Genomic DNA, 16,874 nt, shown 5'->3' with positions numbered 1-16,874 from the left:
TACCCGCCGCTCTTCCGATCGGCCCCAGCGGCCCCGCGAGGGGCAACGGCCCTGGCGGGCCGCCCCGGGCTCCGCCCGGACCCGCGCCTCAAACGCCGGCGAGGCTGAGGTGGTGCCCCCGGGCGAGGATGGGGGTGGCCAGGCTGAGGGGGCCAGGCTGCTGAGGGGGCAGGCTGAGCGGGCTGAATCGGGCCTGGCGCAGGCCAAGGGGCCCGCGCCCCGACGCCGGCGGGCCCGGGGGCGGCGAGACGGCGCAGCCTGGGCGGCGGGGCCACGGGGGCCGCGCCGGCCAGGCTGCGGGGAGGGGGGGTCAGGCTCGCGGGGCCGGGGCCGGGTCGGCCAGGACGTAGCCGTCGCCCGCCCGATGGGCACGGGAGCGGCGCAGATCCGCAAGGACGAAGGTCCGCTGCAGCCAGCGGTCGGTCCCGTCGAAGCGCGGGCTGAACGCGGTCCGCCCGTGCACCGTGATCCGGTTGTCCACGACGGCGAGGTCCCCCGGCTCCAGCCGGACCGTACGGGCGGTGCGCTCGAAGAGGCGCTGCAGCTCGGCCAGGGCCGCCACGGCCCGCCCGGTGAGCGGTTCGGTGGCCGCCATGTCCACCCGCAGGTCCGGGTCCTCGTACGCCCCGGTGAGCACCGCGTGCGGCTCGGCGGGCCCGTCGGACGCGCCGAAGGACGGCGGCGGCGCGGTGCGGAACTCCGGCCGGTGCAGCGCCGCCCGGGTGCTCTCGTCCATCAGCGGCAGCACCTCGCGCACGCAGGAGGTGCGCAGTCCGGCCAGCCCGTCCGGGTCGGCGCGCAGGCACAGCAGCATGACGAAGTCCGGCCGGTGCGGGTGGAAGGCGTTCTCGTTGTGGAAGGTGAGCAGGACCGAGCCCGCGTTGCCCTGGAAGTCCTCGCGCCCGGGCACGGGGACGACGTCCTGCACGAGCGCCCCGGTCTTTTCCGGGCGGAAGGCGGCGGGGTCGCCGAGCCCGCACGCGGCGAGCATCAGCACCGACGCCGGTACGGTCGCGGTGCGCTGCACCGAGCCGTCGGTCAGGGGGGTGCCGCCGAGCACGGGCCCTCCGGCCGGCAGTCCGCGCACCAGCAGCGCGCCGCCCGGCCCGGGCGCCCGGCGGAAGGCGCGCAGCGTGCGGCGCAGCCGGGCGGGCAGCTCCTCCCAGCGGTCGCGGGCCGAGGCCACCCAGGCGGGGTCGTCGACCAGGGCCCCTGCGGGTCCGGCCCCGAGCAGTGCGGCGACCCGTTCGGTGGCCGCCGTTTCTGCTCCGGTGAGCACCAGGTCCGGCGCCGATGTTTCGATGTCCAGTGATACCGGCACGGAGGCCAGCCTTTCTCTCTGCGGTGGGGTGGTCCGGTCAGTGCGTGGCGGCCGAGTCCAGCTGCCGGGAGACGACCTCCCACAGGCTGCCGACGGTCTCGAAGGCCTCGGGGCCCAGTTCCTCGTCGGGGAGGGCCACTTGGTAGGCGTCCTCCAGCCGCACCAGCAGCTCGACGACGGCCATCGAGTCCAGTCCGGCGGCCCGCAGCCCGCTGCCGGCGGACAGCGGGCGCTCCTCGGCGAGCCGCGGCAGCAGCTCGGCCAGGACGTTCTCGTACCGGTCGTCCCAACGGTGGTGTGTGGTCACGCTGTTCAGCTCCTTGCGGTGCGACCGGTGAGGTCGCCGTGGTGGTGGTCGGGCAGGGGTTCGCGGGTGAGGGTCAGCCGGTCGGCGCTGACCACCCGGCCGTCCCGGACGGTGATCTCCGCGGGGGCCGGGCGGCTGAGGAAGCCGAGCAGGCTCGCGGTGGCGCCGTACGCGCCGACGTTGGGCACGGCCAGCAGCGCGCCGGGCCGCGGCGGTACGGCCTCGGCGGCCCGGCTGATCACGTCGGCGGGGGTGCAGAGCGGCCCGACCAGGGCCACCCGGCGGGCGGGGGGCTCGTCCGTCCCGGACGCGGGGTCCGCGAGGTGCAGCGGTTCGGCGCGCAGCGACGGCAGCCGGCCCACCCCCGAGAGCCCGCCGAGGTGGTTGATCCCGCTGTCCAGCACGCCGTAGGCGGTGCCGCGGCTCTCCTTGACCTCGGTGACGGTGCAGACGAGCCGCCCGCTGTCGCCGACGAGGTACCGGCCGGACTCGAAGGCCAGCTCCAACCGCTCGCGCCAGCCCGGCAGATGCTCGTCGAGCGCGGCCTCCAGCGGTGCGCGCAGCGCGTGGTAGAGCGGCCGCTGCCCCGGAGCGGCGTACGGGCAGGCGAATCCGCCGCCGAGGTCGAGCATCCGCAGCGGCCGGCCCCAGTGGGCCTCCAGCGCGGCGGCGGTCCGCAGGGAGGCGACGGCTTCGGCGAGCAGGCCGCGCGGGTCGGCGGCATTGGTCAGCGGGAAGAAGTGCAGTCCCCACAACTCCGTCCCGTCCACGGTGAATTCATCGACGTCGGGCAGGCCGTCGGCGATGTCGTGGCCGAACTGCGAGGCGCCGCCGGTCATCCGCAGACCGACGCCCGCCCCCGCGCCCGCGCCGTTGATCCGCAGCAGGCAGCGCGCGGTGACGCCCCGGGCCCGGGCCGCGGCGCCGACCCGGCGCAGGTCGGCGGGCGACTCCACCGAGAAGGTGCGCACGCCCGCGGCCAGTGCCTCGCCCAGCTCCTGGGCGGTCTTGCCCGGGCCGCCGTAGAGGCAGTCGGCACCGTCGAAACCAGCCGCCAGGGCGGCGGCGAGTTCGCCGGTGGAGCAGATCTCGGGGCGGCATCCGGCCAGCCGCAAGGTGCGGACCAGCTCGGGGTGCGGGTTCGCCTTGAGGGAGTAGTAGAGGTGGGATCCTCCGGGCAGGGCCGCCCGCAGGTCCGCGGCGGCGCGCTCGGCCCGGGCCAGGTCATACACGTACAGCGGGCTGCCGTAGCGGCGTACGAGCCCGGCCGCCAGCAGGTCCTCGGCGGGCGGTGGCGCCGGGGCCGGAGCCCGGACGGGCGCGGCGGGCGGCGGGTCAGTGCGCATCGGTCTCCAGCGCCTTCCGGTCGGTCTTGCCATTGGGGGTGAGGGGCATCCGGGCGATGACCCGGCAGTCGGCGGGCACCTTCGCCGCCTCCAGCCGTTCTTCCAGGCCCTCGATCACCCGGCGCCCGGTCAGCCCGTCCTCGCCGGTGACGACCAGGCGCAGGTCGAGCCCGTCCCGGGGCGGCAGCGCGGCGGCGGTCCGTACGCCGGGCACGTCCAGGGCGGCGGCCTCGATCTCCGGGGTGCTCATCCGCACGCCGCGCCGTTTGAACTGGTCGTCCACGCGGCCGCTGATGTAGAGGTGTCCGTCCGCGTCCAGCCACCCGTGGTCGCCCGTGTGCAGCCGGGTCCGTCCGGTGTGCGGGTCCGGGCGGTAGCGCAGGGCGGTGGCCGCGGGCGCGTTCCAGTAGCCGGTCATCACGTGCGGGCCACCGACGACGATCTCGCCGGTCCCGCCGGGCGGGAGCGGGCGGCCCCGCTCGTCGAGCACCTCGACCGTCGTGTCGTCCAGGGGCAGGCCCACCGAACCGGGGCGCTCCCGGTCGGCGTCCGGGGCGGCGATCGTGACGCGCTTGCATTCGGTGATGCCGTACATCGCCACCACGGCCGACCCCGGGAAGCCGGACCGCAGCGCCTCGATCGTCGAACCGGCCAGCGCCGCGCCCGTGTTGGTGAACAGCCGGACGTGCTCGGGCGGCGCCCCGCGGGCGGCGAGGCGGCACAGCATCTGCGCCAGCGAGGGCACCACCGGCACCACGGTGACCCGGTGCTCGCGCAGCAGGCCGAGCACCCGCACCGGCGCGGCCGCGTCCGCCAGCACCACCGCCGAGCCGCCGATCGCGGCCAGCAGGAGCTGGTAGAGGCCGTAGTCGAAGGAGAGCGGCAGGGCGGCGAGCACCACGTCCTGCGGCCGGTAGTCGAGCCGACGGGCGATCGCGCGGGCGGCGAAGACCACCTGCCGGTGGGTGCAGACGACGCCCTTGGGGGCGGAGGTGCTGCCGGAGGTGTAGATGAGCTGGGCGACGGCGTCGGCCGGGGGGCGGCCGGGCACGGCGTCCGGGTGCGCGGGCGCGTCCGGGCCGAGGGGGAGCAGGAGTTCGGCGGGTGCGAGCGTACGGGCGCCACAGGCGGCGACCGCCCCACGGACCGGCTCCGCCTCGGAGGGGTCCAGCACGACCACCGCGGGAGCGGCGTCCGCCAGCACCCCGCGCAGGACGTAGGCCTTCAGCTCCGGGTTCAGCGGCACCGCGACGGCCCCCGTGCGCAGGACGCCGTAGTACAGCGCGACGAACTCCCGCCGGTTGCCGAGCCGCAGGACCACCCGGTCACCCGGTGCGACGCCCCACGTGCGCAGCCGTGCGGCCACCACCCGGCTCGATTCGACGAGTTGGGCGTAGCTCCAGGCGCCGGAGGCGTCCCGGACGGCGGTCGCGCCGGGACGGGCGGCGGCGGCCGCGTCGAGCAGGTCGGTGACGAGGGCGCCGTCGTCCGGCTCCCTCGGGGTCGCGGCGCTCACGCGTACCAGCCCGCGGGGTCGGTGATCTCGACGACCGCACTGGTGCAGCTGTAGCCGGTGCCGCCGCCGACGAGCAGCACCCGGTCCCCCGCGCCGACTTCGCCCGTCTCCAGCAGCTCGTTCAGCCCGGCGAAGTGGTCCCCCGCGCCCAAGTGGCCCACCTCGCGGCAGAACTCCCAGTTGGAGAACTTCTCCTCGATGCCCAGCTGGTGCTCCAGCTGCCAGGTCAGCCGTTGGTGGCCGGTGGCGTTGAGCACCACCCGGTCGACGCGTTCCCTCGGGGTGTCCGCATCGGCCAGCGCGACCCGGATGGACTCGGCCGCCACCTCCGCGGTGCGCAGGGTTGCGGCCCGCATGTTGCGGTGCGCGCGGAAGTACTCCTGCGCCCGCGCCCCCAGGTCGACCGGGCCGGCCTGCGGATCCGGGCCGGACCGGAATCCGGCGCCCCGGGCGAGGCCCTCCAGCGAGTTGTCCACCCGGGTCGCGGTGGACAGCAGCCGGGCGCTCGCTCCCCCGGGCGAGGAACTCAGCACCAGCGCGGTGCCGCCGTCGCCGTAGACCATGCCCCGCTCCGCCGTCCAGCGGTCGAAGGCGGGGGGTGCGAACCGGTCGGCCGTGGTCAGCAGCACCGCCTCGTCCTCGCGGAAGCCTGCGGCCCGGCCGGAGCCGCGCGCCCCGAGCTGGCGGGCGGCCAGCTCCATTCCCGCCAGTCCCGCGTTGCACTGCTGCAACAGGTCGAAGGCGGGTACCGCCGATCCGACCGCGTGCTGCGCCACATACGCGGCGGACGGCCACAACTCGGCCCCCTGGAACCACAGGTAGCTGTGGAACACGGCGGCGACCCGCTGCGCGGCCGGGCCGGAACGGCGCAGCGCGGTACGGGCCGCGCGGACCGCCATCTCCGGCGCGGACAGGTCGTCCGGCCCGCCGGCCACGGCCGAGCTGACCGAGTGGATCTGGTTGAGGGCGTGTTCCCCGGCGTCGTACGCACCGGCCTCGACCGCCGCCGCCGCGTTCGTGCGGTCGGCCAACCAGACACCCGTGCCGGCCAGGTACACCTGCTCCCAGCGCATGTCTCTCCGATCTCCGGCCCCGTGGCAGGACGCCCGGGGCGACTGTCGGTGACGATGTTTCCGTCCGCCGCCTGCCGCGCGGTTGCCCTGCACTGACAGCCCGGTCGGTGTCGCTCTGGCCGCCCGCCGGACGTGCCCTGGGTGCCCGCTGGCTCCCGGCTGCCGGGCGGCTGACGCACGACGGGCCGTCGGCGGTGACACCGCCGACGGCCCGCGTGTGCCGGGCTGGCGCCCGACTGAAGCCGGACTGAAGACCGGCTGGATGCGTAGCGAGAACGCACGAAAGGGAAGAAGGGAAGGGGTACGGCTCAGGGAGTGAGGCGCAGGCGGTCCCGGGCCGTGGCCTCCACCGCCGCCGCCGTGTACGGCCAGGGCAGGCTCCCGCCCTTGGCCCAGGGGCCGATCTGGTCGGTGTAGGTGTCCGCGCCCGCGTGACCGGACGCTCCGGTCAGGTTGATCCAGCGGGAGCTCTCGAAGTCCGCCAGGTCGACCACCATGCGCATGGAGGGCACCCAGATCACCTCGAAGCCCTTCTTCGGGTCCCAGCCGTTGGCCAGCACCGAGTCGGTGCCGCCGCCGACGCCGACCGGATCGGCGTTCAGCAGCCACTGGAGCGGGGCCGGGCCGCCGGCGCCCAGCGTCGGGTTCTCCAGCGTGAGGGTGTGCAGGGCGCCCCAGCGCCACTTCGCGGGATCCTCGCCGAGGCGTCCGCGCAGCTCGGTGGCGGCCCGCTCCATCGCCCGGCCGAGCATCGCGTCACGGCCGTGCAGGGAGGGGTCGGTGGCGCTGGTCCACCAGATGCTGTCCGGCTGGTCGAGCAGGCCGCGTACGACGTCAAACCAGCGGCCGCCGCCGTCCGGGTGGGCGTAGCCCTTGACTCCGGCCTTCTCCAGCCGGTCCGTGAAGGCGATCTGCAGCAGTTCGCGCCAGACCGCGTTGAAGTAGGCGGCCGGGGCCGAGTCGGCGCCCTGGCTGAAGTCCCAGCCGCGGAGCAGCTCCCGGGCCGGTTCGGTCTGCGCGCCGACTCCGGCCTGGAGCAGCCGGGGCACCAGGGTGGCGGCGTTGCCGTTCCAGCTGTCCTGGGTGATCCGTTCCATCGCCGCGACGTCCAGCTTGCCGCCCTGCTCGATGAGGCGCGCGATCCGCTGGCTGCGGTAGCCGGTGCCCCAGCTGCTGCCGATCAGGTGCGGGTAGGCGGGGCCGACCACCGCGTTGTTGGCGGTGACGATGTATCCCTCGGGCGGGTTGAAGCTGGTGGGCAGCTGGTCGAAGGGCAGGTATCCGGTCCAGTCGTAGGCCCCGGTCCAGCCCGGCACCGGGTGGCGGCTGTCGCCCGCCTTGCGGACGGGTATGCGGCCCGGGGTCTGGTAGCCGATGTTCCCGGCCGTGTCCGCGTAGATCATGTTCTGCACGGGCGAGGCGAAGACCGCGGCGGCCGCGCGGAACTCGTCCCAGTTCCGGGCCCGGTCCAGGGCGAAGAGGGCGTCCATGGTGGGGGCCGGGTCGAGCGCCGTCCACTGCATGGAGACCGCATAGTCCTCCTGCGGGCCGCGCGGCGGGACGTCGGGCTCCTTGCCGTCGTCTCCCACCTCGTCGGCGGATTTGAGCACGTCGGAGATCAGCGGTCCGTGCAAGGTGGAGCGGACGGTCAGGTCCACCGCGGGGGCGCCCGCCACCTTGATCCGCTCGCGGCGGACGGTCAACGGCTTCTGCTCGCCCTGGTGTTCGTAGTCGGCTCCCTTGACCTTCTCCACGAACAGGTCGGAGTCGGCGGCGCCCAGGTCGGTGAAGCCCCAGGAGATCGCGTCGTTGTGGCCGATCACCACGCCCGGCATGCCGGCGAAGGTGAAGCCGGTGACGTCGTACGGGCAGTTGGGGCCGGTCCGGGTGCAGTGCAGGCCGACCTGGTACCAGATGCCCGGCAGCGAGGGGGTCAGGTGCGGATCGTTCTCCAGCAGCGGCTTGCCGGTGGTGGTGCGACTGCCGGAGACGACCCAGGAGTTGGATCCGATGCCGATGCCCTGGGGGCCGAGGACGGCGGCCAGTACGTTGCGCACTCCGGCGCTGTCGGCGAGCGCGGCGGAGGCCGCGACGGGCACGGCGGGCGCCCCGGCCGGGGGCTGCCCGCCGACGGGCGGCGCCGCCGGTGCGGAAGCCGCCGTCACGGGCGCGGGGGCGGGTGCCGGCGTGGGCGCGGACCCGGGGGCGCGGTCGGGGACGATCGGCGACCAGCGCGCGTAGTCGTATCCGGGGAAGAGCGCGTCGGCCGTGCCGGCGGGGAGCTTGGCCGCCAGCATCGCCTGCTGGAACTGGTCGATCATGCCGGTGTTGAGGTTCCAGGCCATCGTCTTCAGCCAGGAGACCGAATCGGCCGGGGTCCACGGCTCGGGCCGGTAGTCGCCGGCGACGAAGCCGAGCACCGGATACTCGACCGACAGCTTCGCGCCCCCGTTCCGCGCGAGGTAGGCGTTCACTCCGTCGGAGAAGGCCCGCAGGTAGGCCTGCGTCTGCGGCGACAGCATGGCCACCTCCTGCTCGGCCACCCGGTACCAGCCGAAGGTGCGCGCCACCTTGTCGGTCTGCACCTGGCTCGGGCCGAACATCTCGGCGAGCCGGCCCGCCGTGACGTGGCGCTGCGTGTCCATCTGCCAGAACCGGTCCTGGGCCTGGGCATAGCCCTCGGCCATGAACAGGTCGTGCGCGTTGTCGGCGTAGATCTGCGGGATGCCGGAGGCGTCGCGGACGATCCGGGCCTCGCCCCGCAGCCCGGGCACGCTGGTACTGCCGGAGAGCTGCGGCAGGGAGCGCTGGACGGTCCAGTACGCGTACCCGGCCAGGGAGGCCGCCGCCAGCACCACCAGGGCGGTGAGGGAGACCGCGGTGCGCAGGAGGATCCGCCGCACGCGTCGGCGGCGGGGAGCGGGCGCGGCAGCGGGCGCGCCGGAGTCACCGGCGGGCGCCTCGGCGGCCTCCGGTCCGGGCGCCGGGCGGGGCGTGTCCGGACTGGAATCGTCCGGTGGGGCCGTGTCGGTCTGGACTGTCATGGGGTGGCGCTTCCTTGTCTCGACGGGATTGCGGCCATGGCGAACGCCGCCGTGCACGGGCCGGCGGCGCGGTGCACGGCGGTGGGCGACGGGCGGGGGAAGGGGTGGGGGAAAAGGGGGGCGGGGAAGGACGAACGGCGGGGTGGGTGCGGGGGGGCCGCGGCGGCTCAGCGCGCCAGCCGGGCCGCGCCCTCGGACCAGGGCCCGCGGGGGGCGGTGCGCGGCACGGACGCGCCGGAGGCCGCCGGGTCGACCAGGGTCAGGTAGGGCCGGCCGCCGAGCTCCGGCGCAGCGCCGTACGGAGCGGCCGGGGCGCGGTCGGAGCCGTCGTGGCCCGGCGCCCGCCGGGCCGCATCGGCCGGGGCGAGGCGGGCGAAGGGGTCGGGGCGGCGGGCGAGGATGGCTTCCTCGATGCCGCGCAGCTCCGGGCCCGGGAGCAGGCCCAGGTTCTCCATCAGCGTGTGCCGGGCCCGCTGGAAGGCGGCCAGTGCGTCGGCCTGTCGGCTGCCGCGGTAGAGCGCGACCATGAGCAGGGCCCAGAGCCGTTCCCGGTAGGGGTGTTCGGCGGTGAGGACGAGCAGGTGCGGCACCAGCCGGGCGTGGCCGCCCAGTTCGAGCGCGAGTTCGGTGTGTTCCTCGACGACCGCCAGCCGCAGCTCCGCGAGCCGGGTGCGTTCGACGTCGAGCAGCGGGCCGCTCACTCCGGTGAGCGCGGGGCCGGGCCAGTCGGCCAGGGCGGCGGCCAGCATCCGCTCCGCCGCCTCGGGTTGTCCCGCCGCCCGCAGGGCCCGGGCGTCGGTGACCGACCGCTCGAACCGGCCGAGGTCGCACTGCCCGGGCCCGATGGAGAGCCGGTAGGAGGCGCCGACCCGGGTGAGCACTCCGCCCGCGGTGCGCGGCGTCCGGTCCGGCTCGAAGAGCTTGCGCAGCTTGGAGACGTACGCCTGCACCAGGTTGGCGCCGTCCAGCACGGTGGTGTCGCCCCAGATGCCGTCGATCAGGTGGTCGCGGCCGACGGGCGAACCGGCGCGCAGCAACAGAACCGCCAGCAGCGCCCGTTGGCGGGGTGCGCCGAGCGGCAGCTCGACGCCGCCTCGCCAGCCCCGGACCTCGCCCAGCAGTTCGAAGCTGAGGTCGGCCGGGTGCGCGGCAGAGGAGGGGTGCGCGGTCGAAGGAGACAGAAGGGCAGTCATGGCAACCTCCGCTGGCCCGGTTCCATCGTGTGGCGGTTCGGGTGCAGCTGTGGGAGTACGGTGCGTGGTCGGGGTGGCCGGAGCCGGCGTGCGGTGCGGGCCCGGACGGACCGGGTGGGTCCGGCGGGAAGCACCGGCCCAGTGGCCGACCACCGCACGGTCCGAATGGTGCACGGGGCGCATATACGGAGGATCCTCGAGCGCGCCGACGGCGGGCGGGGAGCCTGTGATCCCGCATATATCCGTCGTAGAGCGGGCTGGATCAATCTTGTTCTCGAGCGGCCGGAACCATCACGGTCCCACCGGCTCTCCCCCATACGCAGGCATCGAACCACGAAGCGGACGGCACCCCATGAAGCACTCCCTGAAGACCCTGGTCCTGCGCAAGGCCGCCATCGTCGTCACCGTCGGCTGCGCCGCCGCCTCGCTGTTCTCGGTGGCCGCCTCCCACCTCGACGCTCCGGCGCCCGAGCACACCGTGACCGTCGCCACCGGCGGCCCGAAGGACCCGACCGACTGGAACAGCCAGGGCTGAGCCACGGCCGGCCCGGCGGGACGCCGACCCCCGTCGGGCAGCCGGCGTCCTTCAGCCCGTCGGGCCGTTCGCGCTCACGGGCCGGCCGGGCGAGCGGGACGGCTCGTCCGCGCCCGGCGGCCGGACCGGTCCTTGCGCGCCCAGCGACTGGGCCAGTTCCTCGGCCTGGTCCACATCGGGCAGCCCGAGGAGGACGAACACGTCACGGGCCTGGCGCGCCCGGACGAGCGCCGCCGCGTCGTTCCCGGTCGCGGCCAGCGCGCGGGCCAGGGCGAGCAGACAGTGCGCGCGCTGCTGCTGGGAGTTCAGTTCCTCGCTCAGCGCCAGCGCCCGCTCGGCCTCCGCCAGCGCCTCGTCGTACCGGCCCAGGCCCCGCAGGCTGTCGGAGAGCCGGAACCGCGCCTGGGTCTCCCGGCCCCGCAGCCGGGCGGAGGCGCACAGGTCCAGGCAGGCGGTGTAGCTGACCACGGCGTCCGCGTGCCGCCCCAGCTCGTTCAGCGCCATGCCGTGGACGTACCAGGCGTACGAGGTCACGTGCGGGTCCCGCTCGGTGCGCAGCCGCTCCAGCGCGGCCTCGCACACCTCCACCGCGTCGGCGGGGCGGCCGCTGTGCAACCGGGCCTGGGCGGCGTTGAGTTCGGTGGTCAGCTCCCCCGAACGGTGTCCCAGGCGCCGGGCCAGCTCCAGGGCGCGGTCGTAGAAGACCACCGCGTCCGTGAAGCGGCGCTGCCACTGCGCGATCAGCCCCCGGTCGTTGAGGATCTGCCGCAGGATGACCTCGTCCCCGGCCCGCCCGCAGGCCTCGGTCGCCAGCCGGGTGTGCAGCTCGGCCTCGGCCAGCAGGGTGTTCTGGAGGGCGGCGTTGCCGCACACGAACCGGGCCCGCGCCTCGGCCTGGTCGTCGCCGCGGAGCGCCGCGGCGTCGGCCACCTTCCGGGCGGCCGTGGCCAGTTGCAGGTACGGGATGTCCTGGCCGAAGGGGCTGAGGGCGACCAGCAGGTCGCCGGCCGTGCGCAGGGTCCGCGGGTCGCCGCCCGCGGAGCCCTGGGCGGCCAGGGCGGCCGCGTTGGCCGCGCAGTCGAATTCGTCGCTCACCCACGCGCGTGCCTCGGCGAGCGTGGCGAAGCCCGGTCCCGACGCGGGCGTGGCGCCGAGGATCGCGGCGACCGGGTCGCCCGGCACCATCAGCTGGAACGCCGCGCGCGATCCGTCCAGCAGGAAGTCGAGGAGCCGCCCCAGGGCCGCGGCCCCGTCGTCGCCGTCCGCCTCCTGCGCTCCCGGCTGCTCCGATCCCGCGAGCTGGAGCGCGAAGGAGCGGACCAGGTCGTGGTAGCGGTAGTGGCCGGGCCGCGGTGCCTCCAGCATCGCCGCGTCGACCAGTGCCTCCAGCAGCTCCTCGGCGTCGTACGCGTCCAGGCCCAGCGCGGCCGCCGCGGCGGCCGTCCCGATGCCCTGCCGGGTCACCGGTGCGAGCAGCCGGAACGCCCGCGCCTGCGGGCGGGTCAACTGGCGGTAGCCGAGTTCGAAGACGGCCGCCACGGCCAGGTCCCCGGCCCGCAGCTCGCCGATGCGCAGCCGCTCGTCGGCGAGCCGGCCGGTCATGGTGGCCACCCGCCAGCGGGGCCGGGCCGCGAGCCGCGCCGCCACGATGCGCACGGCCAGCGGCAGGTGGCCGCACAGGGCGACCAGCTCGGCTGCGGCTTCCGGTTCCTCGTCCACGCGGGCCGCTCCGACGATCGCCCGCAGCAGGGCGATCGCCTCGGCCGTGTCGAAGACGTCCAGGTCCCGCTGGATGGTGGTGGAGAGCCCGGCGAGCACGGCGCGGCTCGTGACGATCACCGCGCAGTCGGCGGAGCCCGGCAGCAACGGCCTGATCTGCGCGGGGTCGCGGGCGTTGTCCAGGACGACCAGGATGCGGCGGCCGTCGAGGGTCGTACGGAAGAGCAGGGACCGGTCCTCGGTCGAGGCGGGCAGCCCGGGGCCGGGGACGCCCAGCGCGGTGAGGAAGCTGCCCAGGACGGCTCCCGGGTCGGCGGGCTCCATGCCGTTGCCGCGCAGGTCGGCGTAGAGCTGGCCGCCGGGGAAGTCCGGTTTGGCCTGGTGGGCGACCTGCAGGGCGAGGGTGCTCTTGCCGATGCCGCCCATGCCGGTGACGGACACCACCGCGAGGGACGGGCGCGCGGGGTCCGTCAGGGACCGGTAGAGGTCCTGGACCTGGTCCTCGCGGCCGGTGAAGTCGGAGATGTCGGCGGGCAGCTGGGCGGGCCTGGTCGGCGCGGGCACTTCCCTGGGCGCCCCGGCGGGCGGTTCCCGTTCGGGTTCCGGTTCGGGCGCGGCGGGGTGCGCCGACCGGTCGCGCTCCTCGGCCGGATGGCCCATGAGCAGCGGGTCGTTCGCGAGGATCCGCTCGTGGAGCGCGGTCAGTTCGGGACCGGGGTCGATGCCCAGTTCGTCGGCCAGGACCCGGCGGGCCCGGCCGAACACCGCGAGCGCGTCGGCCTGGCGCCCCATCGCGTACAGCGCCCGCATCAGGAAGCCGTAGGGCCGTTCCTGGAGGGGGTGTTCGTGGGTGAAGCCGATGAGGTCGGGGATGACGAGCGCGTGCCGCCGCTGCCGCAGGTCGTGTTCGAAGCGCTCCTCGACCAGCGCGAGGCGCAGCGCGGTGAACCGGGAGCGCTGCTGCTCGGCGAAGGGCCCCGGTACGCCCGCCAGCGGCTCGCCGCTCCACAGGCCGAGCGCCTCGGCGAGCAGCCGCCCGCACTCGTCCTCCCGGCCGGCCGCCCGGGCCCGCGCGGCCCGCGCCGCGAGGTCCTCGGCGTACAGCGCGTCCACCGAAGGGGGCGGTACCAGCAGCTGGTAGCCGTCGCGCAGCGAGACGAGGACCTTGGGCGCGGAGCGGTCCTCCTCGACGATCTGGCGCAGCCGCCAGGCGTGGGTGCGCAGGCTCGACAGGGCGGAGTCCGGCGCGTCCTCGCCCCAGATCGAGGCGAGCAGCTCGTGCGCGGGCGTGGCGCGGCCCGCCCGCAGGAGCAGGGCCGCCAGCAGCGCCTGCTGCTGCGGCGATCCGGTGGTCAGGACCGCGCCGTCCCGGACGACCCGAACGGCTCCGAGCACGGTGAAACGGATGCCGTCTTCCCCCATGAGTCCCGTTTTCCTTCCCCACTGGTCTTGTGATCACTGGTCTGGTGATCACGGTGGAGTGCCCCCCGGCTGTCCCACCGATGTCGGCCCGGCCGCCCCACCACGAAGCGGGACGAAGGCATGGTCGCAGAGCCTGCTTACGAGAGGACGACCACCAGGAGGCATCCGTTCCCGAAGACGGGAAAGGGGCCGTTCCAGATTTCTCTGAAACGGCCCCTCACCTACGACTCTCACGAGTCGGGACGACAGGATTTGAACCTGCGACCCCTTGACCCCCAGTCAAGTGCGCTACCAAGCTGCGCCACGTCCCGGTGCCCCTGTCACCTGGGGTTTCCCCCGGGCGGCGGTGCATGGGCAACATTACCCCACGGCGAGGGGTGGGTACGCATCGGTGACCGGGCGGGGGCAGGATGGGCCCGTGGACGCGGAAGCGAGAGACCGGGACGGCGAAGGACGGGCGCGCAGTGCGCGGCCCCGGGACGGGCTGGGGCGGCCCCTGCCCTACGGGGCGGCGGGTGTCGAGCGGCAGCCCGAGGGGGTGGTGCGGACCCCGGCGGAGACGGTGCGCGAGGCGCAGCGGCTGCTGGACGCGGGGATGCCGTTCCACGCGCACGAGGTGTTCGAGGACGCGTGGAAGTCGGGCCCGCCGGAGCAGGCGCCGCTGTGGCGCGGCCTCGCGCAGCTGGCGGTCGGGCTGACCCACGCCGCGCGCGGCAACGCGGTGGGCGGGGCGCGGCTGTTGCGACGGGGCGCGGCTTCCCTCGCGGAGATGGAGGGGGCGCACGGCATCGACGTACCGGGCCTGGTCCGGTGGGCCGGTGAGCTGGCCCACCGGGTCGCGGCCGGCGGCGGTCCGGCCGTGGACGCGGCGGGCGAGGCGCCCCGGCTACGCGGCGGCGGGCTGGAGTAGGTCCCAGCGGTTGCCGTAGAGGTCCTCGAAGACGGCGACGGAGCCGTACGGCTCGTGCCGCGGCTCCTCCAGGAAGCGGACGCCCTCGGCGCTCATCCGCGCGTGGTCCCGCGCGAAGTCGTCGGTGTACAGGAAGAACCCGACGCGGCCGCCGGTCTGGTCGCCGACGCGGGCGCGCTGGGCCCCGTCCTTGGCCCGGGCCAGCAGGAGCGCGCTCTCGGTGGCGCCGGGCGGACGGACGACGACCCAGCGGGAGCCGTCCGGGCGTGCGGTGTCCTCGACCGGCTCGAAGCCGAGGGCTCGGGTGTAGAAGTCGAGGGCCTCGTCGTAGTCGTGGACCAGCAGTGCGGTGAGGGCGATGTAGGCGGACATGACCCCTATGGTGCGGTAGGGAGCGCGGTGTCCGGGGCGCGGGGGCGGCGCCGGGCCGGGTCCGGGGCGTGCCGTGCAGAATGGCCCGGTGAAGAAGTTCTCAGTGATCGGTATAGGCGCGGGCGACCCGGACCACCTCACCCTCCAGGCGGTGAAGGCGATCGGCGCCGCGCACGCGTTCCTCATCCTGGAGAAGGGCGAGGAGAAGGCGGACCTGACGGGTCTGCGGCGCGCGATGCTCGACGCCCACGCCCGCCCGGACCACCGGCTCGTGGAGGGCCGCGACCCGGACCGGGACCGCACCCCGGCCGATTACGCGCCGACCGTCGACGGCTGGCGCAGCGCGCGGGCCGAGCTGTTCGAGCGGTTCATCGCGGAGGACCTGGCCGAGGGCGAGACCGGCGCGTTCCTGGTGTGGGGCGACCCCTCCCTGTACGACTCCACCCTCGCCATCCTCGACGAGGTGCTGGAGCGGGGCCGGGTGGAGTTCGCGCACGAGGTGGTCCCCGGCATCAGCAGCGTCTCGGCGCTGCTGGCCCGGCACCGCACCAACCTGAACCGGGTCGGCCGGCCCGTGCAGATCACCACCGGCCGGCGGCTCGCCGAGGGCTGGCCCGCCGACGTGGACGACGTGGTGGTGATGCTGGACGCCCGGCACGCCTTCACCCGCCACCTCGACCAGGACCTCTTCATCTACTGGGGCGCCTACGTCGGCACCCCGGACGAGATCCTGGTCTCCGGGAAGCTGGCCGAGGTGGCCGGGCGGATCGAGGAACTGCGCACCGAGGCCCGGGCCCGCAAGGGCTGGATCATGGACACGTACCTGCTGCGCCGGAACTGACCGGCCGGACGGACGCGGGTGGGCGGGGCTTCCCGCCCACCGCCCCGTCCCGCCCCCGTCAGCCCAACAGCGCGGGGAGTCCGGCCGCGAGGCGCTCGTACTCCTCGGGCCGGTTGTAGATCTGGCCGCAGACCCGGATGCCGCCGCCGCCCGGCCAGGGCCAGACCAGGACCCGGATCCGCAGCCGCGCCGCGATCTCCTCGCGCAGCGCGCGGGCGCCCTCCTGGGTCTCCGCGGTCCCCGGCGGCAGGCGCAGGGAGCGCAGGGCGAGGCCCTCGGTGTACGGCAGCGGGACGAGGCCGGGCACCTCGGCGAGCAGCGCGGCGCCGTAGCCGGCCAGCGCGCTGTTGTGGGCCCGTACCTTGGCGGCGTCGAGACGGGCGAGCAGGTCCAGGCCCTCCGGGGCGGCGAGCCAGCCGGTGTAGTCGACGGTGGCCCGGCCCTCCACCGAGCGCGGGAAGCCCCGGTGGTCCTCCCAGGACGGCACCAGGGGCCGGATCCGGGCCCGGCGCGCCGGGTCGGCCACGGCGAGGATCGCGCTGCCGGAGGGTGCGTAGCCCCACTTGTGCAGGTTGCCGAACCAGAAGTCGGCGCGTCCGGCGAGCGGATCGGCGAGCATGCCGAGGGAGTGCGCTCCGTCGACGACGGTGGTGATCCCGCGCTCGGCGAGGTCGGCGAGGAGCCGCGGCGAGGCGATGACGCGCGCGGTGGGCGAGCTGATGTGGTCCAGGACGGCCGCCTTGGTGCGCGGGGTGAGTCCGGCCAGGACGGCTTCGCGCACGGCGTCCTCGTCGGGCAGCGACGGGTCGAGGGCGACCCGGGTGAGCGGGGCACGGCGGGCGGCGGCCTCCACGACGGTGCCGTAGCCGTGGTCGGTGACCAGGATCTCGTCGCCGTCGGCGAGCGTGAGGGCGGCCAGGGCCAGGTTGGCGCCCTCGGTGGCGTTGGAGACGAAGGCCATGCCGTCCGGGTCGGCGCCCGGGTCGAGGTGGGCGGCGATCCTGGCGCGGGCGGCGGCCACCCGGTCGGGGGCCTCGATGAAGAAGGCGTCAGGGTCGGCGTGCGCCTCCTCGCGCAGGGCCCGCTGGGCGTCCTGGACGGGGATCGGCACGGCGCCGAACGAGCCGTGGTTGAGGTGGGCGATGTCCGGGTCCAGGCGGAAGAGTCCGGCCCCGCCGGGGAAGGCGGACGGGGTGGTGGGCTCGGTCACGGTGCCTCCGGGGGTGCGGCGCGACGGACGGGCGCGCGGGAGCGGCGGTGCTGTCCTGCGGATCA

General features: G+C 75.3%; 13 protein-coding genes and 1 tRNA gene. 3 read left to right on the top strand and 11 right to left on the bottom strand.

Annotated features, from left to right (window positions below):
• Nucleotides 1-310: 310 nt before the first annotated feature.
• The 7 genes from ABZY31_RS06055 to ABZY31_RS06025 form a co-directional block, all read right to left on the bottom strand.
• Complete coding sequence (locus ABZY31_RS06055) at nt 311-1,321, bottom strand: clavaminate synthase family protein (protein WP_356405279.1); 1,011 nt, start codon at nt 1,319-1,321, stop codon at nt 311-313.
• A gap of 37 nt (nt 1,322-1,358) precedes the next feature.
• On the bottom strand, nt 1,359-1,628 hold the full coding sequence (locus tag ABZY31_RS06050) for a phosphopantetheine-binding protein (RefSeq protein WP_356405277.1): 270 nt from the start codon (nt 1,626-1,628) through the stop codon (nt 1,359-1,361).
• A gap of 5 nt (nt 1,629-1,633) precedes the next feature.
• Complete coding sequence (locus ABZY31_RS06045; RefSeq protein ID WP_356405275.1) at nt 1,634-2,974, bottom strand: type III PLP-dependent enzyme; 1,341 nt, start codon at nt 2,972-2,974, stop codon at nt 1,634-1,636.
• A complete protein-coding gene (locus ABZY31_RS06040) occupies nt 2,964-4,490 on the bottom strand; it encodes an AMP-binding protein (RefSeq protein ID WP_356405273.1) in 1,527 nt (508 codons plus the stop codon). The genes ABZY31_RS06045 and ABZY31_RS06040 overlap by 11 nt, the downstream gene beginning before the upstream one ends.
• On the bottom strand, nt 4,487-5,563 hold the full coding sequence (locus tag ABZY31_RS06035; protein ID WP_356405271.1) for a ketoacyl-ACP synthase III family protein: 1,077 nt from the start codon (nt 5,561-5,563) through the stop codon (nt 4,487-4,489). Before ABZY31_RS06035 ends, ABZY31_RS06040 begins: the two co-directional genes overlap by 4 nt.
• 308 nt (nt 5,564-5,871) lie before the next feature.
• A complete protein-coding gene (locus tag ABZY31_RS06030; RefSeq protein ID WP_356405269.1) occupies nt 5,872-8,607 on the bottom strand; it encodes a penicillin acylase family protein in 2,736 nt (911 codons plus the stop codon).
• Nucleotides 8,608-8,774: 167 nt separating this feature from the next.
• Nucleotides 8,775-9,800 (bottom strand): AfsR/SARP family transcriptional regulator, encoded by a 1,026-nt coding sequence (locus ABZY31_RS06025; RefSeq protein ID WP_356405267.1) that lies wholly within the window; start codon nt 9,798-9,800, stop codon nt 8,775-8,777.
• 352 nt (nt 9,801-10,152) lie between these two features.
• Here ABZY31_RS06025 and ABZY31_RS06020 point away from each other — a divergent pair, with 352 nt between their 5' ends.
• Complete coding sequence (locus ABZY31_RS06020) at nt 10,153-10,335, top strand: hypothetical protein (RefSeq protein ID WP_356405265.1); 183 nt, start codon at nt 10,153-10,155, stop codon at nt 10,333-10,335.
• A 51-nt stretch (nt 10,336-10,386) separates the two neighbouring features.
• Here the strand turns inward: ABZY31_RS06020 and ABZY31_RS06015 are convergent, their stop codons facing one another.
• Together ABZY31_RS06015 and ABZY31_RS06010 are read right to left on the bottom strand one after the other, a co-directional pair.
• Nucleotides 10,387-13,476 (bottom strand): BTAD domain-containing putative transcriptional regulator, encoded by a 3,090-nt coding sequence (locus ABZY31_RS06015; protein ID WP_356405263.1) that lies wholly within the window; start codon nt 13,474-13,476, stop codon nt 10,387-10,389.
• 237 nt (nt 13,477-13,713) lie between these two features.
• Nucleotides 13,714-13,787 (bottom strand) — tRNA-Pro (locus ABZY31_RS06010).
• A gap of 107 nt (nt 13,788-13,894) precedes the next feature.
• On the opposite strand from ABZY31_RS06010, the gene ABZY31_RS06005 reads away from it, so the two are divergent.
• The gene (locus tag ABZY31_RS06005; protein ID WP_356405261.1) at nt 13,895-14,386 is read left to right on the top strand and encodes a DUF309 domain-containing protein; all 492 of its coding nucleotides are present in this window, start codon (nt 13,895-13,897) and stop codon (nt 14,384-14,386) included.
• Here ABZY31_RS06005 and ABZY31_RS06000 read toward each other — a convergent pair.
• Nucleotides 14,363-14,758 (bottom strand): VOC family protein, encoded by a 396-nt coding sequence (locus ABZY31_RS06000; RefSeq protein WP_356405259.1) that lies wholly within the window; start codon nt 14,756-14,758, stop codon nt 14,363-14,365. The genes ABZY31_RS06005 and ABZY31_RS06000 overlap by 24 nt on opposite strands.
• A gap of 88 nt (nt 14,759-14,846) precedes the next feature.
• Between ABZY31_RS06000 and cobF the strand changes: the two genes are divergently transcribed.
• Complete coding sequence (gene cobF / locus ABZY31_RS05995; RefSeq protein ID WP_356405257.1) at nt 14,847-15,599, top strand: precorrin-6A synthase (deacetylating); 753 nt, start codon at nt 14,847-14,849, stop codon at nt 15,597-15,599.
• Nucleotides 15,600-15,657: 58 nt separating this feature from the next.
• Here cobF and ABZY31_RS05990 read toward each other — a convergent pair whose 3' ends face one another.
• The gene (locus ABZY31_RS05990) at nt 15,658-16,809 is read right to left on the bottom strand and encodes an aminotransferase class V-fold PLP-dependent enzyme (RefSeq protein WP_356405255.1); all 1,152 of its coding nucleotides are present in this window, start codon (nt 16,807-16,809) and stop codon (nt 15,658-15,660) included.
• Nucleotides 16,810-16,874: the final 65 nt, after the last annotated feature.

Origin of the sequence: Streptomyces sp. NPDC006529 (genome assembly GCF_040611795.1) — a bacterium.
In the GTDB taxonomy this organism is placed as follows: Bacteria; Actinomycetota; Actinomycetes; order Streptomycetales; family Streptomycetaceae; genus Streptomyces.
The sequence above is the reverse complement of the archived record's forward strand: the minus strand, read 5'-3'. Positions and strand labels throughout refer to the sequence as shown.